Below are 21,627 nucleotides of genomic sequence, written 5' to 3'. Positions count from 1 at the left end.
GTTAAAAGTAATTGACATATAAAACTATATGGAATATTATATACTTAAAATGTAAATGCTATGAAAAGAAGAGTAATAAAAGTAGATTTCCAAAGAGAGCTAACAATGGCTGAAAGTTAGCGTTATAGACTTTTATGAAGATGGACTTTGAGCATATCTTTTGAGCTGATAGGATTTAGTAAGGAAGATACGGGAGCAACCGTTATATTGCATGGTGATAATTCACCTAGTGAGTTTCTTATTGTGAGATAAGAATGAAGTAGAGTGGTACGCGTATATAACGCCTCTATGCAGTATATTGCATAGAGGATTTTTTATTAAAGGAAACTATAAAAATTTTAAAATAGTAAAAAATACATTTAATATGTAAATAACAAGGAGGATTTTAAGATGTGTAAAAAACCATACTATATAACTACACCAATATATTATCCATCAACGAAACTGCATATAGGTAATACCTATACAACAGTTGCAGCAGATGCAATTGCAAGATTTAAGAGATTAACAGGATATGATGTTATGTTCTTAACAGGAACAGATGAACATGGTCAAAAGATTCAAAGAATTGCAGAAGAAAAAGGAATAAAGCCAATAGAGCATGTAGATGAAATCGTTGCAGGAATCAAAGACCTTTGGAAGATGATGGACGTAAGCTATGATAAATTCATAAGAACAACAGATGATTATCACGTAGAAGCTGTTCAAAAGATATTTAAGAGATTATATGATCAAGGAGATATTTATAAGAGTTCATATGAAGGATTATACTGTACTCCATGTGAATCTTTCTGGACAGAAAGCCAATTAGTAGATGGAAAATGCCCAGACTGTGGTAGACCAGTTGAAACTTCAAAAGAAGAAGCTTATTTCTTCAAAATGAGTAAGTATGCTGATAGATTAATAAAATATATTGAAGAACATCCACACTTCATTCAACCAGAATCAAGAAAGAATGAAATGTTAAATAACTTCTTAAGACCAGGACTTCAAGATCTTTGTGTTTCAAGAACTAGCTTTGATTGGGGAGTACCTGTAACATTTGATGAAAAGCACGTAGTATATGTATGGATAGATGCATTATCAAACTATATAACTGCATTAGGCTATGGTAGTGATAATACAGAGTTATTTGATAAATACTGGCCAGCAGATGTTCATTTAATAGGTAAAGATATATTAAGATTCCATACAATTTATTGGCCAATAATGTTAATGGCGCTTGATTTACCATTACCAAAGCAAATATTTGGCCATGGATGGTTACTTGTTGATGGTGGTAAGATGAGTAAATCAAAAGGAAATGTAGTAGATCCAGTTGCACTTGTTGAAAACTTCGGTGTAGATGCGGTTAGATATTACTTATTAAGAGAAATACCTTTTGGAGCAGATGGATTATTCAATAATGAAATATTCATAAAGAAGATAAACTCAGATCTTTGTAATGACCTTGGAAACTTACTTTCAAGAACAGTTGCAATGGTAGAAAAATACTTCGATGGAGTAATACCTGCACCATTAGAAAAAGAAGAAGTTGATGATGAGTTAATAAATCTTGCGTTAGATACTCCAAAGAAGGTTGAAGAAGCTATAGGAGAGCTTAGAATCCCAGAAGCTTTAGAATATATCTTTGATTTAGTTGGAAGAGCTAACAAGTATATTGATGAAACAACTCCTTGGATATTAGCTAAGGATGAAGATAAGAAAGGTAGACTTGGAACTGTACTTTATAACTTAGCAGAATCTTTAAGATTTGCATCAGTTTTAATATCATCATTCTTACCAACAACATCAGAAAAGATAAATGAACAATTAGCAGTAACAGCTAAAGATTGGAGTTCATTAGAAGGTTTTGATGGAACAGCGCCAGGAACAACAGTTAAAAAGGGGGATAGTTTATTCCCAAGAATAGATGTTGAAAAGAAGCTTGCTGAACTTGAAGAATTAAGAAAAACTCAAATGGAGGCTATTAAACCTCAAGAAGAAGTTAAAGAAATGAAGCCGATAAAAGAAGAAATTACAATAGATGATTTTGAAAAACTTGACCTAAGGGTAGTTAAAGTATTAGAATGTGAGCCAATAAAGAAAGCAAATAAATTACTTAAATTAAAAGTAGATTTAGGTGGAGAAGTTAGACAGGTTGTCTCAGGAATAGCAAAACATTTTAAACCAGAAGAATTAGTTGGAAAAAATGTTGTTCTTGTAGCAAACCTTAAGCCAGTTAAGTTAAGAGGGGAATTATCACAAGGTATGATACTTGCTGCATCAAATGATGATGATAGCGTATTAAACTTAGTAGATCCTGGTAAACTACCAACTGGAAGCGAAGTAAGATAGTAGTATAAAATAAACACTAAAGAGGAAGTCAGCTTAGATTATAAGTTGACTTCCTTATTTATATTAATAGCAGAGGGAGAGAATTTATGAATATAGTAATAGGAAATGCATGGCCTTATGCAAATGGAAAATTGCATTTAGGTAGAATAGCAGTATTCCTTCCAGGAGATATTTTAGCTAGATATCATAGAATGATGGGTGATAATGTTTTATTTATATCTGGAAGTGATGCACATGGTAGGCCGGTTAAGGTGAAGGCGGAAGAACTTAATATAACTCCAAAGGAAACTCTCTTAAAGTATCATGAAGAATTTTTAGAATGCTTTAATAAGCTCAATTTTTCCTTTGATTTATTTACTAATACTGATACAGATTATCACAAGGAAATGGTAATGCACTTTATTAGAAGCTTATATGACGAAGGATATATATATGAAAAAAAATCCTTAGAGAGAGAAACAGGGCGTGAAAGTAACCATCTATTTTTAGCTCTTTCAAGGTTTGAAAATGATGTTAAGAGGCTATTTATAAAGCAACAAGGTTGGAGAGAAAATGCTCAAAGTATAACTAAAAAATACATAGAAGAAGGATTAAGAGATAGAGCAGTAACTAAAGAGATTGATTGGGGTGTAGATGTACCTTTAGATGGGTTTTCGGACAAAAAAATATTCGTATGGATTGAAGCTTTAATGGGATATATTACAGCAACAGCAAAATGTCTTGAAAATAGTGATGAAAGTATAGAAGATTATTGGAATGATGAAGATAGCAGAGTTTACTTAGTTCATGGAAAGGATAATATACCATTTCATACAATAATATTTCCAGGATTATTATCAGCATTAGGCTTTAAAAATGTAAATTTAAGCATAATGTCTAGTGAACATTTAAAGCTGGAGGGTAAAGATTTTTCTACTAATAAAAATTGGGCTATTTGGGTTGATGATATATTAGAAAAATATAATGTAGACTCTTTAAGATATTATTTAATATCGAATGGACCTGAAAATTCAAATACTGATTTTAAGTGGAGGAATTTTATAAACTCAAATAACTATGATTTAGTATTAGAATTTGATAAATTATATAAAAATATTATTACAAATGGAGATTTAAAAGGACTAGATTTAAGTGAAAAAAATAAAATACTAGATTTATATTTTAGTGTAGGAGATAAGATTGAGGAAGGTGAATTTAAGGCTGCATTAAAAGAGATTTTTTCATATATAAAGGAAGAAAGTAAGAAGAAAAGACCTTCCATTAATGTGCTAATAAATATAGCAAATATACTAGAGCCGTTTATGCCAAGTACATCTTTAAAAATAAAGGAACAATTTAATATAAAGGAAAGTATATGGAATTTGATAGAGGTAAAAGAATTGCCAAAGCAACTAAGTTATAAGCCTATTTTTGAAATGATAGATAGGAAAAACATAATGGAAGAAATAAAGAAACTAAAAGATAATAAGATTTAAAGACAAAAAAAACCTAGAATATCTACAATAGGGGGACGAGATATTCTAGGCAACCAATCAATTAAGATGGTTATAAGGGGTAAATAATAATGCTTTAACTACTTTACAATTACATGATAACTTAGTAATATGTCATTTATGTGTCAAAAAATATAATAAAGTATTAAGAGATAATAATTATCAACTTAAATATCCTAAATAAGGAATTACTGTATATAAATCTTATCGAAATTTAGTATTTCTATTGTTTTTCTGTCATAATCTATGATTTTCTCCTGCTTCATATTGATTAATTCCCTAGAAAGAGAGGGTCTTTGAACTCCGAATGAATCTGCTAATGATTGTTTTGTCATAGTCAATTTTATTGTGTCACTGTTTTGTTTCTTTGATTCTTTTATTAAAAAATCGCAAATCATATGTCTTAAAGATTTAGAACTTACTTGTCTTAATTTATTACTAAGTATCATAGCTTTATTTGACAATAATTTTAGAAATGCTAATAAAAAAGTTTGGTTTGATTGAAGTAACTTAGTTACTTCTTTTTTGTTTATATGGATTACTACACTATTTTCTTTGCTTACGACATCCATTGGATATGTATTTTTATCACCGAATAAAAGGTTTTCGCCAAACATATTTGCTTTATTTAAGGTGGTTACCACTAAAGTGTTTCCATTAGCGTCATTTTGTTGTATTTCGACTTTGCCTGAAATTAAAATGCTTAAATCATTACAGGTGTCATTGTGAAAGAAAATTGTTTCTTCTTTTGAATATTTTTTTATGCGAACTAATGGATTATTAATTATTGAATCTAAATCATCTCTAGAAAAGTTATTAAATAGAGATGATAAATTTAAAACATCAATTATTTCACTATTTGTCATATGTTTCACATCCTTTCAATTTGTATTTATTTTTTGTCAGTTGTTTATAATGTATAATAATATATATTATTAATTATTTAAAGAGGGAGACAGAAGATATGGAGAAAAAATATAGAATTTTTGATACTCATGCACACTATGATTCAGAAGATTATGACATAGATAGAGATGAGGTATTTAAAGAGTTAAAAGAGAATGGAGTTATAGGAATATTGAATTGTGCATCATCATATGACAGTGTAAAGCTAACTGATGAGCTTACAAAAAAATATGACTTTATTTATGGTGCGTTAGGGGTCCATCCTGAGAATGCAGATGAACTTACAGATGAAAGATTAGAAACAATAAAAGAGATGATTAAAGCAAATGATAAAATAGTTGCTGTTGGAGAGATAGGACTTGATTATTACTGGGAAGAAAATCCTTCAAGAGAGATACAGAAAAATGCTTTAAGAGCTCAAATGAATTTAGCTAAGGAGCTTAAAATGCCAGTAGTAATTCATGATAGAGATGCGCATAAAGATACTCTTGATATACTAAAAGAATTCCCTGAGGTTAATGGAGTAGTACATTGTTTCTCAGGTAGTGTTGAGTTTGCTAAAGAATGCATAAAACTTGGATATTATATAGGATTCACAGGAGTAGTAACATTTAAAAATTCTAAAAAGATAGTAGAAGTTGCTAAAGAAATACCTGTTGACAGAATGCTTGTAGAGACTGACGCACCATTTATGGCACCAGTTCCGAATCGAGGAAAAAGAAATAGATCTGATTACATAAGAGAGATTATAGAGAAAATCGCAGAAATAAGAAGTATAAATCCATATGAATTAAATATTCAACTAAATACCAATTTTTTCAATTTGATTAAAAAAGATATTTAAGCTAAAATGAAATGGAATTAATTGTATATTAAGAAAATATCAATTAATTTAAGGAGACACTTCACTAAATATACCATGGACGCAAGGACACCCCATAAAGAACTGAAAATATACAATTTATAAACTTTGTTAATTATGCATAGAACTGCATTTATTGTATCAGTTCAATCAAGCAAGAGGCCTTAAATTTGACAAAATGTCAAAAAGTAATATATAATGCAAAAGACACTCTTGCCAAAGGAGGGAAATAAATGGTAGAAAAATTTAAAACTTTTATTAAGAAAAGTTTTTCTAACGGTCCGAAGGCAAAAATAGTGATATTAGCCACGGCATGTGTTGTGGCAGTAGCAGCAACAACCGTTGCTACAATGAGAAAGACAGTAAATTTGAGCATCGATGGAAAAGAAGAAACATTTATCACATATAAAGGGACTGTTAAAGATGCGTTGCAGGAGAAAGGTATAGAAATATCTGATCATGATAAGGTGCAACCATCCTTAGAATCCAAAATTGAAGAAGCGGAAGAGATTACAGTTAAGAAGGCCGTGCCTATCAAGGTTAACTTTGCAAAGAAAGATGTTACAATTCTTTCAGCAGAGGATAATGTTGAAGATGCCTTAGTAGCTAGTAATGATCAACTTAAAAAAGAAGGAGTAGAATATGTTCATGGTGTTGACGAAGTTCAGCCAGGACTAGAAGCTCCTGTTAAAGAAAACATGGATGTTGACGTCATAAAGGTAGAAACTAAGAGTGTAACTGAACATAAAGTTATACCTTTTGACACTGTAACTAAGAGTGATACTGAACTTGAAAAAGGAAAGAAAAAAGTTGAAGCTGAAGGTAAAAACGGAAAGCAAGAGGTTACTTACCAGGTAGTATATAAAAATGGCAAGGAAGCTTCAAAGAAGGAAGTAAGCAGTAAAACTGTTGCTACCCCAGTAAATGCAATTGTTGTACAAGGTACTAAGAATCCAGTTAAATATATACCAAATAGAGGGGATTCAGTACAATACAAGAAACACTTAGTTATGGAATCAACCGCATATTCAGGACATAATAATACTGCTACTGGAGTTAAACCAGTGTACAACCCTGGTGGAACTAGTACTATAGCAGTTGACCCAAGAGTAATACCATTAGGTAGCTTAGTATACGTAGAAGGATACGGATATGCTAGAGCTGCAGATACAGGTGGAGCAATAAAGGGAAACATTATAGATGTTTTCTTTAATAGTGAAGATCAATGTACTCAATGGGGAAGAAAATATGGTGTGGATGTTTATATAGTATCTTATCCGGGAGAATGGTAGAATTTTTTTTTAAGAGATAACAATTTTGTTATCTCTATTTTTTTATGATAAAATAAAACCTTGATATTTGACACGGGGTGTATATATAGGTAAATTATTTATATAGAAGCTATTAAGGAAAAATAGAATTTGCGAAAGGATGTAGTCGCGTGAGTAAAAAAGTCATAAAAGAGGTCATAGTTGTAGAAGGTAGAGATGATATAGATGCAGTAAAAAAAGCAGTAGATGCTGAACTTATTGCTGTTGGCGGATTTGGAATAAATAAAAGAGTTATAGATAGAATAAAAGAAGCTCAAAAAAGAAAAGGTGTAATAGTACTTACTGACCCAGATTTTGCTGGAGAGAAAATAAGAAGTATTATAAGAAAAAGAGTTAGTGGGATAAAACATGCATACATAGCTCAAGAAGATGGATTAAAAGACGGAGATATTGGTGTTGAAAATGCTTGTCCTGAAGTTATAATAAGAGCTTTAGAAGGAGCGAAAGTAACATTAGAAGAAAAGCAATCTATATATGGAATGGAAGATATGTTCTTCTTTAAATTAACAGCTGATAGTAAAGCTAGAGAAAGAAGAATGGCACTTGGAAAAGAGCTTGGAATAGGATATGGTAATGCAAAGCAAATGATATCTAGATTAAATAATTACGGAATAGATAAAGATGAGTTTGTAAAAGCTATACAAAAGGTAGAGAAAGAAATAGGAGAATAATTATTATGGAAATAAAAGATTATAAAACACAAGAGCTTGTAAAGAAGTATAACTTCAGATTTTCAAAAAGTCTAGGACAAAACTTCCTTATAGATGACTCAGTACTTAATGATATAGTAAAGGGTGCTGACGTAAATAGTGAAGATTTAGTAATAGAAATTGGTCCAGGGGTTGGAACTTTAACAGCTCAATTATTAAATAAAGCAAAAAGAGTTGTTTCAATTGAGTTAGATAGTGACCTAATTCCTATATTACAACAAGAACTTGGAGAACATCCAAATTTCTCACTTATACATAAAGATGCATTAAAGGTAGATTTTAATGAAGTAATTGGAGATGAAAAAAGCGTAAAACTAGTTGCTAACCTTCCATACTATGTTACAACTCCAATAATAGTTAATCTTTTAAAGGAAGGATATAATTTTAAGAGTTTAACTATTATGATTCAAAAAGAGGTTGCAGAGAGAATAGATGCTGAGCCAAACTGCAAAGAATACGGTTCACTATCATTATTAGTACAATATTATTGCAACACTGAAATTATAAGAAAAGTTGCACCAAGTTCATTTATGCCAAGACCTAAGGTTGAATCTATAGTAATAAGATTAGATAGATTAGAGGAGCCAAAAGTTAAAGTTAAAGATGAGAAACTTATGTTTGAAATCATTAGAAGTTCATTTAATATGAGAAGAAAGACTTTATGGAATGGCGTAAAAAATATTGGATTAGATAAAGAGGATTTAAAGAAAGCCTTTGAAGAAGCTGAGATTGATCCTAAAAGAAGAGGGGAAACTCTATCATTAGAAGAGTTTGCAAGACTTAGCGATAAGATTTATGAATATAAATAAATTAATATTATCATAATAGTGACCTTCACGCATATACTATATGGAATAAATATATGTGGAGGTAATGGAGACTTGGCACATAATAAATTATATAGAAACTTTATAATATTACAGGAAGATGATAAGTCAAAATCTTCTTCAAATGATAAAGCTTTATCAGGATATGCAAAAATCGAGGCAAAGGGGGAAAAGTGTAAAATAACCTTTTATGCTCAGAACTTAAAAAAGGATGACGATTACGCCATAGTACTTATTTGTTATAAAAAAGACATGAAACAGATAATTGACATGGGACCACTAACTGTCAATGAAGTTGGTAAGGGAGAGGCTTGTATTGAGTACTATTCTGATAATATAGCTGGTCTAAACTTAGGATACGATAAGATTTCAGGAGCCGGTATATGTAAAAAGAAAAGTGGAAGCTTAGACTTTTCAATGTATGGTTTTATGAACGGAGAAAAGGTAGATGACGGCTGGAAGAAGATGAAAGTAGTAAACTGTTATGATAAGAGTGGTAGTACAAAGTCAAAAGAGTACTACAAGAAAGATGATGATAAAAAATACGAAAGTAAAAAAGATAAAGATAAGAAGTGCGAGGATAAAAAGCACGAGGATAAAAAATATGACAAGAAGCATGAGGACGAGATGAATTGTGAAAAGATGCATGAAGAAAAGAAGTCCCATGATAAAGATGATCATAAACATAATTGTGATGATAAGAAAAGGGATATAGATGAAGATGATACTATAGACGAGAATGATATTATATATGATGAAGTTCAAGAGCATCACAATGAAGACCATGATAATGAGAATTATAGCATGGATGATGAGATCAGAGGTCATAAAAAATATTGCTCTGGTAAGAAAGATTATAAAAAACATGATAAGAAGATGCATGACGATAAGATGCATTGTGGAATGATGCATGGAGAAAAGATGCATTACGATAAGATGAATTGCGGAATGATGCATGGAGAGAAGATGTATGACGATAAGATGCATTGTGGAATGATGCATGGAGAAAAGATGCATGACGATAAGATGAATTGCGGAATGATGCATGGAGAAAAGATGTATGACGATAAGATGAATTGCGGAATGATGCATGGAGAGAAGATGTATGACGACAAGATGCATTGTGGAATGATGCACGGAGAGAAGATGTATGACGGTAAGATGCATTGGGGGATGATGCATGGAGAAAAAATGCATGATAGAGATGAAGAGTATACTTCAGAAGAAAATGATATTAAGGATTATGAAATCCAAGATTACCATAATGAAGGCTATAACATGGATGACGAAATTAGAGATAATAAGTACCATTGTGGTAGGGATAATTTAGCAAATAATTTTGAAGCGTATGAAAGAAGAATAGAAGAACAAAAAGTAGATCCTTATGATTTTAGTTTAAGAGGTGGAGTTGGAAACTTCTTTGAGAATTTAGTAAAAGAATTTGAAGAAGTAAAAGGCGGCTTTAAAGAAATATCTTACTGTAAGTGGTTTAAAATTCCTGTACGTGATATAGAAGATATGTGTAATTCAAAAGATTATAATAAATATTCAATTATATATTATCCAATGTTAAACTATTATCCATATATCAAGAAATATGGTTACTTTATGATGGGATATAAATGTGATTCAAAAGGTAACTTAAAGTACTTAGTTTATGCAATTCCGGGAAAAAGAGATAGAGAAGAACAACCTTATTGTGGAAAATCAGGCTTTGTAACATGGTGCAAGAGAGATGATGATCGTAATGGATTCTGGCTAATGTTCTATGATTACAAAAACTCAACAGTTGTAGTACCTTCAAAGTAATAAAATCGTAATATACAATTGTTTGCCAATGATAAGTTAAAGTATTATAATTTAGATATAATTAGGAGAAGCATATGCTTCTCCTAATTACTTATATAAGGTTTGGGAGGGAATATGAGATTAGTATTATTTCAAATAGGGGATTTTAAGGTTTATAGCTACGGGCTTATGATAGCTATAGGGATAATTGTAGCAGCTACATTATTCATAAGGAGAGCAAAGTATGATGGATATGATGAAGATAAATTATTAAATTTAATAATAGTAACAGTTATATCAGGAATCTTAGGTGGAAAGCTTCTATTTATATTAACAGAATTAAATAACATAATTAATGATCCGTCAATTCTTTTAGACTTTGGAAATGGATTTGTTATATATGGGGCTATAATGGGTGGTATATTAGGTTTATATTTATATTGTAGAAAAAATAAATTTAATTCATTAAGAATATTAGATTTTGTAGCTCCTGGAGTTGCATTAGCTCAAGGATTTGGAAGAATTGGATGCTTTTTAGCAGGATGTTGCTATGGAAGGGAAACTACACTTCCTATAGGGATTACATTTCCACAAGATTCATTAGCTCCAAGTGGAGTAAGCTTACTTCCAACACAGCTTTTTAGTTCAGGCTTTGATTTTATATTAGCTGGAATATTGCTTTGGTATAGCAGAAAAAATAGCAAAGATGGAAGAGTGTTTGCCTTATATTTAATAATATATAGTATAGGTAGATTTCTTATTGAATTTTTTAGAAATGATCCTAGGGGTAATGTTTGGATTTTAAGTACATCTCAATTTATAGCTATTTTTACATTAATACTTGGAATTGTAGTATACAATTTAGACAAACTAAAAAAGGAGAGGTAAGCAGGTTTATGAAAAAAAGAATAACTAAACTATTAATGCTTGGCATTATGCTTATTATTGGATCATCTATGGTTGGATGTGCACCAGTAAATGATGTTATGGTTAAGCTTGGATTTAGAAATAATGACTTTGACTATATGAAAACAAATAAAGTAGATGAAATCACAATTGAAAGCACTAGAGATAGTGGTTTTAGGTTTAAAGTTACTGATCCAAAAGCCATTGATGAGATATATAATACTTTAGCAGCTGGTAATCCAGAGTCAGAGAAGAGTTCCTTAGATCCAGATTACATATTTGAGATTCACTGTGGAGATGAAATAAAAAAATATGAGTATGTTGTTGGAGTAGATGAAAATGGCAAAGGAAATTTTTATGATGGAGAAAAAGCATATAAGGTTCCTAAGAATCTAGATCAAACAATAATAAACAATTTATCATTTATAAGAAGACCTAGGGATTTTAATTCAATTTATTATGGAACAATAATGGATGTATTAAAAATGAATAAAGATCAATTAGGGGATGGAAAACATAAAGTTGGAATAGATATACTTGGAGATCTAGATTGTGTTAAATACCTATTCTCAGTTGATTTACAAGGCTTCCAAGATGAACTTCAAAAAGTTATTCCAGGGGCTGAAATTATAAAGAATAATGCAGAAGATTATAATGTCATTGTTACAGTTCAAAATAAAGGATATGATAGTGATACTTTTAGAACACTTATTACTATAGATAATAAAGTAGATAATGTTTATGAAAAGTATTATGTTGTAGGACATTATGAATTTAAAAAGTGGGAAATAACAGTTGGTAAAGATGGAAAGAAACCAGAAAATTGGTAAGCAAGGAGGAGAAGGAATGAACGAATTAAAAACTAAAGGTACACCTATAGGAGAATTTAAAAAGAAACCTAGATACGGAAAGATAAAAAATGTAATTGGTGTAATAAGTGGAAAAGGTGGAGTTGGTAAATCAACAGTGACTGGAATTATGGCAACTATGCTTAGTAAAAAGGGATATAAAGTAGGAGTTTTAGATGCTGATATAACAGGACCATCAATGCCAAGATTTTTTGGTATAAATAATGAAAGAGCGCAAATAATATCATTAGATGAACAAAATATAAAGTTCATCCCAGCTACTACTAAGAGTGGAATAAAGGTAATGTCAATGAATCTCTTAACAGATGTAGAGGATGATCCAGTTATATGGAGAGGCCCAGTTATAACTGGTGTATTAAATCAAATGTACTTTGATACTGAGTGGGAAGAATTAGATTATCTATTAATAGATATGCCACCAGGTACAGGTGATATAGCACTTACAGTTATGAGTGATTTCCATTTAAAAGAACTAGTAATAATTTCTACACCACAAGATATGGTTTCGATGATAGTTAAAAAAGTGGTTAAGATGGCTCAAAAGGTAGGGGTACCTATAAGAGGAGTCGTAGAGAATATGGCTTATATAGTTTGCGATGGATGTGATAAGAAGTTAAGAGTATTTAGTAAAAAGTCAGCTGAAGAACACGCTGAATATCTTGGATTACCACTTTTAGGAGAACTTCCAATCAACTTAGAGCTTACGGAAGCTTTAGAGGAAGGTAGAGCTGAGGAGTATGTATTAGATAATCCTCTGTACTCATTAATTTTTGAAGGGTTATACTAAGATATACTCTCTATAAAAGAGAGGAGTAACTTAATATGAAAGCACATGTAGATAAGGATACTTGTATAGGATGTGGATTATGTCCTTCAATTTGCCCAGATGTATTCTCAATGGATGATGATGGAAAGGCAGTAGCTATCGAAGAAGATGTACCATCAGAACATGAAGATGGAGCTAAAGAAGGCGAAGAAAGCTGTCCAGTTAATGCCATCGAAGTAGAATAATTAATAAAAATAGCAAGCTTAAATTTAAGCTTGCTATTTTTATTGAAAGAAATCATTCATAAATGGGTTTACATTGCATTCGGATAAATTATGATTATTGGGTGAAATAGAATTAGATAAATAAATATGATCACCTATAGAGGCGCCAGATAATTGATGAGTAGGTACAGAAACTAGGCTACCACCATCAAGTTCAACAAATGCTTCTAAGCCGTTTATATCGATTATTTGTCCATGCATAACACTAACCTCCTTATTGTTTATTAGTTAGTGTTATCAAAATTAGCAATATCTATACAAAAATAGGCGCTAATCTATATTAGCGCCTTTAATAAATATCATTGTATATAATTTTAAATACTTCTAAAGCTTCTTCGATTTTAGATTTAAGTAAATATTTTTTTCTTAAATATTCTTTTTTCCCATCTGGTGTAAGGGAGTAAATTTTTCTAAATTTTTTCTTAGGGTCATCCCAAGTACCAATAACGAGACCGTCTTTTTCTAAGCTTTTTAGTAAAGGGTATATACCACCGGTACTAGGAACCCATTTGCCCTTTGTACGCTCTCCTATATCATGAGATATATAGTTGCCTGTAGTTGGTCCTATATTGAGTATATGAAGGACGTAAATCGGTAAAAGTCCTTTAGTAAAGACTTGACCTACAGCATCATTTTCTTTTTTTACTTTTTTTAATTCAGAGACCTTCTTTTTATACTCCTCATAAAGACGCTTTTCTTCAGCCTTTATATCATTTGAATTAGAGAAATTTAAATTATTCATCAGTTATTACACCTCTTGAACTACAACTCCTAATAAGCCAGGGCCAGTGTGTACACCAAGAGCTGGTCCGATTGTTGCAGGAGCTATTGATTCTATATTATCAAGCTCTGAAATTAATTTGTATAAAGAGTCAAATTCCTCACTAGGACTTCCTCCGTTTAGAACCCAAACTTTACACTTTGACTTTTCAAGATGCTCTTTTGCTATCTTATATATTCTATTCATTGATTGCTTTCTACCACGTACTTTTGCATAAGTGTAATAAACACCTTCATCATCAATAGAAATAATAGGTTTTAAGTTTAATATTTCACCTATTGTACCTGCTACTTTTCCTATTCTTCCACCTTTTTTTAAATACTCTAACGTACTTATAGTAAAGTACCCATAAGTTTTTTCTCTAAGCTTTGGAAGTTTTTCGATAATTTCTTCAAAGCTTCTACCTTCTTTAACCATCTTAATAGTATTTAATACTAAAGCACCTTCTGCCATACTAAGTATCTTAGTATCGTATACATAAGAAATTAATTTAGGATGATCTTCAAGAGCAAGTCTTATTGCATTTCCTGTTCCTGAAAGTCCACTTGAAATTGTTACTGCAATTAAATGGGTATATCCTTCATCCTCTAATTTATTCAGAATATTTTCAATTCTAGCTGTACTAGGCAGTGATGTTTTTGGAATTTCTTTCTCTAAAGAATCGTAAACTTCTTGAGGACTTAAATCTATTTTATCTTCAAATTCACCATATGAATATATAATTTTAAATGGTGCAAATTCTATGTTATTCTCTCTTAATTCTTCTAATGTTAAATCTGACCCACTATCAGTTAAAATAGCGATTTTTTGCATTAATTATTCCTCCTAATTTTAGATTGTAATTATGAAATCTTTATCAGTTATGATAATATAAACTATATCACTGCTGATATAGTTTAGCAATAAAAAAAGAAATTATTGTAAATAATTTCTTTTTTTGTTGCTTAATATGTGATCTCAGATTGAGAGTCTACTATATTCCATATAGTATTACCTTCTGATAAAGATATTTCTTTTCCATCTAAATCATAAAGCTTGGTATCACCATATTCTGAATCCTTAGACCATTTTATATCTAGTACTTTTCCGTTAGAGAATACATAACCTTCTCCACTGTTAACCAAGTCAATATCTAGATGAGAGTTATCGGTTTGGAGAGTTATATCAGTTTTTTGAATAACTATATTAGTAAATGTTAATGGAGAATTTGTTAAAGCATCCTTAGCAATTTCACCATCCATTAATTTAGTATAAACGCCATCTTTAAATGCATAAGAAGTTTCATATATGTTATTTGGTTTAACAGTTATGTTTAAAGCTTCTTTTAAATCATCTTTATTGAAAAATTCTTTATCAAATTTTAATGATGACTCTGCTTTTAGGTTGTACTTCTTATCTTTAGTGGCTTGTATTATATTCTCACTAGAAGTATACAGATTATGAGGCGCTTTTCTATTTTTATCTCTATTATAATATTTCCCGTTAGTCATTTCATTAAGACTCATAATAGAATTATCTTTTTTTACTTCATTGAGAGCTTCTTTAGATCCACCACAATGAGCTATAGGAAGGGCATATTCTTTAGATATGGTTAAAAAGTAAGGTCTAATGCTTCTAACAGGACCAATTTTATTAGCTGTATTACTATGATACACTGCTATAAATCTTGGAATACCACCTTCAGCAGATGTTTCATATACTATATCAGCAAAGGATAAACCACTTTGTGGTCTTGCAGCTTTTGAGTTTTCAACAACAACCATATATGGGGTTTTATCTTTGGGGTTTTCTTTAGTTTCAAGTCCTGTAAATGGATATTTATATACTTGTTCTGATTCTTTAGCACTGGATTCTGTAGTTTCGGAATCTTGTTGCATAGATTCTAACGAATCGCAGGATACTAATGATGAAATAACAAAAATTGAAAGTATCGATAATAATATTTTTTTTCTCATAAATTCCTCCTAGAACTAAATGTTTTCTACTTAATATATATTAATGGTTTAGGAGAAATCATACCTAATAAAAAAATTATTTTAATAGCAAAAGTACAATAAAAACCAAAAAAGAGAGATAAATAGACATAGAGAGAATTATATCTAAAAATTTAAAAATAAAATGTAATTGCACTAGAATATCTTTTGAAGTATAATAATACGGTACGAAAAAACGGTACTATATATTGTGTAATGGGGGTAGTTTAAATGCTATATGTTGTAAAAAGGGACGGTAGAGAGGTAGAATTCAATGCCGAAAAAATTGGTAACGCTATAAAGAGTGCGGCAGCAGAAATAGGCGTAAATTTAAAGACAAGTAAGACTTTGGATATCGTTCAAAAAGTTATCAAATATATAGAAATGTCAGGAGACAGCAGAATTACAGTAGAGCAAGTTCAAAATCTTGTAGAAAAAGCATTAAAAGATTCAGAACTTAATGATGTAGTTTTAGCATACCAAAATTATAGAAAAGAAAGAACTAAGGTTAGAGAAATAAAATCAGATCTTATGAGAGCTATAAGTAAAATTGGAGTTGAAACTGATAGAGATAATGCTAATGTAGGTAATAATTTTAGTTCAAAATTATTAAGAATAGCATCAGAATCAAACAAGTGGCACAATTTAGCTTCAATGCCAAAGCATTTATCAAAAGGTCATGAAATAGGAGATCTTTACTATCATGATTTAGATAGTTATAATCTAACAACTAACTGTCTTCATATACCAACTAGAGAAATATTAGAAAATGGATTCAATACAGGATATGGAACAATCAATGCTCCAAGAAGAATAGAAACAGCAGCAGAATTATCATGTATATTATTACAATCAACTCAAAATGATATGTTTGGAGGACAATCACACCCAGACTTTGATAATGATATGGCTGTATTTGTAGCGCCAACAAGAGAAGAAATAATAGGTGAATTAAAAGAGCTTGAAGTACCAGCAGAAAAAATAGAAGAATTAGCTGAAAAAAGACTAAGAAAGAGAATACATCAAGCAATGCAAGGAGTTGTATATAATTTAAATACAATGCATTCAAGAGCGGGTTCACAGGTTCCATTTAGTTCAATAAACCTTGGGATTCCTGAATCAGAAGATGCTGCATTAGTTTGTGAAATATTCCTATTAGAATATGAAAAGGGATTAGGAAAAGGTGAGCAACCAATATTCCCTAATATAATCTTTAGAGTTAAAGAAGGTGTAAATAGAGAGACAGAGGATCCATACTTCTATTTATATGAATTAGCTTGTAGAGTAGCAGCTAAGAGAATGAATCCTACATTTATGAATATAGATGCAGATTTTAATAAAAAATATTATGATATGGGCATAACTCCAGCAACAATGGGTTGTAGAACATACCTTATGAGTAATGTGAATGGAGAGCCAGGAGTTAAAGGTAGAGGTAATATAGCACCAACTACAATAAACTTACCTAGAATAGGAATACAAGCACAAGGTAATATAGATAGATTCTTTGAAATATTTGATACTAGATTAAATCTTGCAAAAGAAGCTTTAATGCATAGATATGGGGTATTAAAGAATTTAAGAGTTAAAGATTTACCATTTGTAGCAGGACAGCACTTAATGAAAGGTGCAGAAGGATTATCACCAGACGATTCAATTGAACCAGTATTAAAGCAAGGAACTTGGGGAATTGGATTCATAGGGCTTGCTGAAACTTTAGTTGCTTTAACTGGTAAACATCATGGTGAAGATGAAGAAGCTAGAGCACTTGGTTTAAGAATAATTGAACATTTAAGAGCTTATTGTGATAGATTAACAGAAGAAACAAAACTTAACTGGAGTGCATATGCAACACCAGCAGAAGGTCTATCAGGAAAGTTCATAAAGCAAGATCAAAAAGCATTTGGAATTATTGAAGGTGTAACTGATAAGGAATACTATACTAATAGTTATCATGTTCCAGTTGGGTGTGCTATTTCAATAAAAAATAAGATAGAGATTGAAGCACCATACCACAAGTTATGTAATGGTGGACATATAAGCTACTTAGAAGTTGATGATTGTCCATCAGGGGAAGCTATAATGGATATTTTAAACTTTGCATATAAGAAAACAAATATCAGTTACTTAGGGATTAATTTCCATATAAGATACTGTAAGGATTGTGGAACTTATCTACAAAATCATGAAAAAAAATGTACTAATTGTGGAAGTGAAGATATACAAGGAGTTTCAAGAGTTACTGGATACCTAAGCTTAGATGAAAGATTTGGACCAGGAAAATATCATGAAAGACAAGATAGAGTAACTCATACAGGAACAAAACTAAATCACTATCAAGAATGTTAAAAATATTAAAGGCCGCTATAATAGGAAACTTATTATAGCGGTCTTTTTTACTTGTAAATAAATTATGTAAATTAGTTATATTAACAAAGCACTTAAATAGACTCAAAAATTAAAATGAATAATAAATAAAATAACTTGCAAAAAAAGTCGATTATTAATAACAAAATATAAAAGATAGGCATAAAATGAATGGATGATTAATAATTCTTGCAAAATGCTTGTTTAGGAAGTTAGTTTATGGTAAAATTAGGATATTGGGGAATTTGGTATAAAAGGGGGGCTCTAAAATGACTATTAAAAAATTAGATAATGGAAAGCAAATATATGTTGTAGATACAACTTTAAGAGATGGAGAGCAGACCGCAGGAGTTGTTTTTGCAAATGATGAGAAAGTAGCCATTGCAGAACTTTTGAATGATTTAGGAATTGATCAATTAGAAGTTGGCATTCCTACAATGGGTGGTGATGAAAAAGAAGCTATAAAAAAAATAGTGAAAAGAAATTTAAAAAGCAGCATAATGGCATGGAATAGAGCTGTAATTTCAGACATTAATCAATCAATTGATTGTGGAGTCGATGCGGTTGCAATTTCTATATCTGTATCTGATATTCATATAAAGCATAAGCTTAAGACATCGAGAGAATGGGTAATAGAGAATATGTGCAAGGCGGTTGAATATGCAAAGAAAAGTGGTCTTTATGTATCAGTAAATGGGGAAGATGCATCAAGGGCGGATAGAGACTTTTTAGTTAAATTTATTGAAGCTGCAAAAAGCTCAGGTGCAGATAGATTTAGATATTGTGATACAGTAGGGATAATGGATCCGTTCAAGATTTATACAGATATAAAATATCTAGAGGAAAAAACTAATTTTGATATAGAGATGCATACCCATAATGATTTTGGAATGGCAACAGCAAATGCAGTAGCTGGAGTAAAAGCTGGGGCAAGTTATGTTGGAGTAACTGTAAATGGTCTTGGGGAGAGAGCTGGTAATGCAGCACTTGAAGAGGTAATAATGACATTTAAGTATCTGTTTAATTATGATGTAGATATAGATACAAAGAAATTTAGAGAGACTTCAGAGTATGTATCAAGAGCATCTGGAAGAGTACTTCCTGCATGGAAGGCAATAGTTGGAGATAATATGTTTGCTCATGAATCAGGAATACATGCGGATGGCGCTATAAAAAATCCTAAGAATTATGAAGCCTTTGATCCTGATGTTGTAGGGCTTGAAAGACAAATAGTAATAGGAAAACATTCAGGAAGGGCAGCTATAATAAATAAATTTAAAGAGTATGGTATAGGTCTTACTCAAGATGAATCTGATGGTATATTAAATCTTGTACGTGCTACATCGGTAAGGCTTAAAAGAAGTCTTTTTGATAAAGAATTAGTTAAGCTTTATAAAGACTATAAAGAATCCTTAAAAGCAAGAGTTAATTAGGGGGCTTAAATAGATGGGAGATAATTTAGTAATTAAGATTTTAAAAAATCATCTAGTTAGTGGAATAATTGAGGGAAATGGACCTATTGGCATAAAAGTAGATCAAACATTAACACAAGATTCAACAGGAACAATGGCATACCTTCAACTTGAGGCTATGGATATAGGCAATGTTAAAACCAAAAGATCCGTGGCTTTTGTTGATCATAATATGTTACAACAAGGATTTGAAAATGCAGATGATCATAAATTTATTCAAACTGTTGCATCGAAGCATGGGGTGTATTTTTCAAAGCCTGGAAATGGAATATGCCATCAAGTATTTCTAGAGAGATTTTCAAAGCCGGGAGAAACTTTAATAGGATCTGATAGTCATACACCAACAGCTGGCGGAGTAGGAATGCTTGCTATGGGCGCTGGAGGTCTTGATGTTGCACTTGCTATGGCAGGTGGTGAGTATAATATTAACACTCCAAAGGTATGTAAGATAAATCTTGTTGGAAAGTTAAATGAAATGGTATCTGCAAAAGACATAATATTAGAAGTTTTAAGGAGATTTTCAGTTAAGGGTGGAGTTAATAAAGTCTTTGAATATGGAGGAAGTGGGGTAAAAACTCTTTCGGTTCCTGAGAGAGCAACAATAACTAATATGGGAGCTGAACTTGGAGCCACTACATCGATATTTCCTAGTGATGAAAGAACTTTAGAATTTTTTAAAGCTCAAGATAGAGAATCAGATTATATTGAATTAAAGGCAGATGAAGATGCTACGTATGATGAGGAGATTACAATAAACCTAAATAATCTTAAGCCTATGATAGCAAAACCTCATTCACCTGATAATGTGATAGAAGTTTCAGATATATCAAAAATTAAAGTAGATCAAGTAGCAATAGGCAGTTGTACTAATTCATCCTATGAAGATTTAATGAAAGTTAGTAAGATATTAAAGGGTAAAAAAGTTCATCCAGATGTTAGCTTAGTTATTGCACCAGGGTCGAGGCAAGTAATGGAGATGTTAGCTAGAAATGGTGCTCTTGCAGATATTATAAGCTCTGGAGCTAGAATACTTGAAAATTCCTGTGGGCCATGTATTGGTATGGGGCAAGCACCTGGCACAGAGGGAGTATCTCTTAGAACATTTAATAGAAATTTCTATGGAAGAAGTGGAACGCTATCTGCTAAAGTATATCTAGTGAGTCCAGAAACAGCAGCAGTTTCTGCAATAAATGGATTTATTACAGACCCTAGAATTATGAATGTTGATTTAAGTATTGATCTACCAAAGAAATTTTTAATTGATGATTCTATGATATTAAAACCAGCAGATAAAAGTTCAGATGTTACAGTATGTAGAGGACCAAATATTAAGCCATTTCCGATTAATAAGCCATTAGGTAGAGATATAAAAGGGAAAGTTCTTATAAAGGTTCAAGATAATATTACAACTGATCACATAATGCCATCTAATTCAAAGCTTTTACCATTTAGGTCTAACATACCATATCTTTCTAAGTTCTGTTTTAATACGGTAGATGTAGAATTTCCTAAACGGGCAAAAGAAAATAATGGAGGTATTATAGTTGCTGGTGCAAATTATGGGCAAGGATCGAGTAGAGAACATGCGGCACTTGCGCCTTTATATCTTGGTGTAAAAGCAGTTCTAGCAAAATCCTTCGCTAGAATTCATAAAGCAAACCTTATAAATAATGGAATATTACCGTTAGAATTTGAGGATGAGGATAGCTATAATAGCATAGAATTAATGGATGAAATAATATGTGATAACATACAGGATGCTTTAATAAAAAGAATAGTTAAGTTTAAAAATAGAACTAATAAGAGTGAATTTAATACAATTTTAAATTTGACAGATAAGGAAGTAGAGATAATTAGAGCTGGTGGAAGGCTAAATTATGTAAAGAATAATAGTTAATATTTGTATATTAAAAGGAGTAATAGGGATAAGCTATTATTCCTTTTAATCTTGAAAT

17 protein-coding genes, 2 pseudogenes and 1 other annotated feature are annotated in these 21,627 nt (G+C 31.1%); of the genes and pseudogenes, 14 read left to right on the top strand and 5 right to left on the bottom strand.

Going from position 1 to position 21,627, the window contains the following annotated elements; genetic code table 11:
* The first annotated feature begins 51 nt into the window (after positions 1–51).
* Positions 52–291: a binding site (T-box leader), on the top strand.
* Between the two features lie 96 nt (positions 292–387).
* Together metG and ACQPUW_RS14215 are read left to right on the top strand one after the other, a co-directional pair.
* Positions 388–2,337 (top strand): annotated as a pseudogene (gene metG / locus ACQPUW_RS14220) (methionine--tRNA ligase); the annotation flags it as partial.
* An 86-nt stretch (positions 2,338–2,423) separates the two neighbouring features.
* Positions 2,424–3,812, top strand: a complete 1,389-nt coding sequence (locus tag ACQPUW_RS14215) for a methionine--tRNA ligase (protein WP_430838153.1) — start codon at positions 2,424–2,426, stop codon at positions 3,810–3,812.
* A gap of 206 nt (positions 3,813–4,018) precedes the next feature.
* Here ACQPUW_RS14215 and ACQPUW_RS14210 read toward each other — a convergent pair whose 3' ends face one another.
* The gene (locus tag ACQPUW_RS14210; protein WP_430838152.1) at positions 4,019–4,696 is read right to left on the bottom strand and encodes a Crp/Fnr family transcriptional regulator; all 678 of its coding nucleotides are present in this window, start codon (positions 4,694–4,696) and stop codon (positions 4,019–4,021) included.
* Positions 4,697–4,794: 98 nt separating this feature from the next.
* On the opposite strand from ACQPUW_RS14210, the gene ACQPUW_RS14205 reads away from it, so the two are divergent.
* The 9 genes and pseudogenes from ACQPUW_RS14205 to ACQPUW_RS14165 all read left to right on the top strand — a co-directional run bounded on the left by ACQPUW_RS14205 (position 4,795) and on the right by ACQPUW_RS14165 (position 13,040).
* Positions 4,795–5,580, top strand: a complete 786-nt coding sequence (locus tag ACQPUW_RS14205) for a TatD family hydrolase (protein WP_430838151.1) — start codon at positions 4,795–4,797, stop codon at positions 5,578–5,580.
* A gap of 251 nt (positions 5,581–5,831) precedes the next feature.
* Positions 5,832–6,890, top strand: coding sequence for a 3D domain-containing protein (locus ACQPUW_RS14200; protein ID WP_430838150.1), 1,059 nt, complete (start codon positions 5,832–5,834; stop codon positions 6,888–6,890).
* A 149-nt stretch (positions 6,891–7,039) separates the two neighbouring features.
* Positions 7,040–7,600, top strand: coding sequence for a ribonuclease M5 (rnmV, locus tag ACQPUW_RS14195; RefSeq protein ID WP_430838149.1), 561 nt, complete (start codon positions 7,040–7,042; stop codon positions 7,598–7,600).
* Positions 7,597–8,448 carry a 16S rRNA (adenine(1518)-N(6)/adenine(1519)-N(6))-dimethyltransferase RsmA gene (gene rsmA / locus ACQPUW_RS14190; RefSeq protein WP_204594235.1) on the top strand — a complete coding sequence of 284 codons (852 nt, stop codon included), beginning with the start codon at positions 7,597–7,599 and terminating at the stop codon, positions 8,446–8,448. The genes rnmV and rsmA overlap by 4 nt, the downstream gene beginning before the upstream one ends.
* A gap of 72 nt (positions 8,449–8,520) precedes the next feature.
* Complete coding sequence (locus ACQPUW_RS14185; RefSeq protein WP_430838148.1) at positions 8,521–10,275, top strand: hypothetical protein; 1,755 nt, start codon at positions 8,521–8,523, stop codon at positions 10,273–10,275.
* A gap of 114 nt (positions 10,276–10,389) precedes the next feature.
* Entirely contained in the window at positions 10,390–11,142 is a 753-nt protein-coding gene (locus ACQPUW_RS14180; protein WP_430838147.1) for a prolipoprotein diacylglyceryl transferase, read from the top strand.
* 8 nt (positions 11,143–11,150) lie between these two features.
* Complete coding sequence (locus ACQPUW_RS14175; RefSeq protein WP_430838146.1) at positions 11,151–11,990, top strand: hypothetical protein; 840 nt, start codon at positions 11,151–11,153, stop codon at positions 11,988–11,990.
* A 73-nt stretch (positions 11,991–12,063) separates the two neighbouring features.
* Positions 12,064–12,816: pseudogene (locus ACQPUW_RS14170) on the top strand (Mrp/NBP35 family ATP-binding protein); the annotation flags it as partial.
* A 35-nt stretch (positions 12,817–12,851) separates the two neighbouring features.
* Positions 12,852–13,040, top strand: a complete 189-nt coding sequence (locus tag ACQPUW_RS14165; protein WP_430838145.1) for a ferredoxin — start codon at positions 12,852–12,854, stop codon at positions 13,038–13,040.
* Positions 13,041–13,079: 39 nt separating this feature from the next.
* Here the strand turns inward: ACQPUW_RS14165 and ACQPUW_RS14160 are convergent, their stop codons facing one another.
* The 4 genes from ACQPUW_RS14160 to ACQPUW_RS14145 all read right to left on the bottom strand — a co-directional run bounded on the left by ACQPUW_RS14160 (position 13,080) and on the right by ACQPUW_RS14145 (position 15,815).
* A complete protein-coding gene (locus ACQPUW_RS14160) occupies positions 13,080–13,280 on the bottom strand; it encodes a hypothetical protein (RefSeq protein ID WP_430838144.1) in 201 nt (66 codons plus the stop codon).
* Positions 13,281–13,368: 88 nt separating this feature from the next.
* Complete coding sequence (locus ACQPUW_RS14155; RefSeq protein WP_430838143.1) at positions 13,369–13,821, bottom strand: PadR family transcriptional regulator; 453 nt, start codon at positions 13,819–13,821, stop codon at positions 13,369–13,371.
* A gap of 6 nt (positions 13,822–13,827) precedes the next feature.
* Positions 13,828–14,673 (bottom strand): DegV family protein, encoded by an 846-nt coding sequence (locus ACQPUW_RS14150; RefSeq protein ID WP_430838142.1) that lies wholly within the window; start codon positions 14,671–14,673, stop codon positions 13,828–13,830.
* Positions 14,674–14,804: 131 nt separating this feature from the next.
* Complete coding sequence (locus ACQPUW_RS14145) at positions 14,805–15,815, bottom strand: DUF3048 domain-containing protein (protein ID WP_430838141.1); 1,011 nt, start codon at positions 15,813–15,815, stop codon at positions 14,805–14,807.
* Positions 15,816–16,064: 249 nt separating this feature from the next.
* Between ACQPUW_RS14145 and nrdD the strand changes: the two genes are divergently transcribed.
* From nrdD to ACQPUW_RS14130, 3 genes are all read left to right on the top strand, one after another.
* Positions 16,065–18,182 carry an anaerobic ribonucleoside-triphosphate reductase gene (gene nrdD / locus ACQPUW_RS14140; protein ID WP_430838140.1) on the top strand — a complete coding sequence of 706 codons (2,118 nt, stop codon included), beginning with the start codon at positions 16,065–16,067 and terminating at the stop codon, positions 18,180–18,182.
* Between the two features lie 287 nt (positions 18,183–18,469).
* Positions 18,470–19,633 (top strand): homocitrate synthase, encoded by a 1,164-nt coding sequence (nifV, locus tag ACQPUW_RS14135; RefSeq protein WP_430838139.1) that lies wholly within the window; start codon positions 18,470–18,472, stop codon positions 19,631–19,633.
* Positions 19,634–19,646: 13 nt separating this feature from the next.
* Complete coding sequence (locus tag ACQPUW_RS14130) at positions 19,647–21,569, top strand: aconitate hydratase (protein WP_430838138.1); 1,923 nt, start codon at positions 19,647–19,649, stop codon at positions 21,567–21,569.
* The last annotated feature ends 58 nt before the right edge of the window (positions 21,570–21,627 follow it).

This window comes from Clostridium sardiniense, from assembly GCF_050584765.1.
Lineage (GTDB): Bacteria > Bacillota > Clostridia > Clostridiales > Clostridiaceae > Clostridium > Clostridium sardiniense_A.
This window is presented reverse-complemented; position numbering and strand designations above follow the sequence as displayed.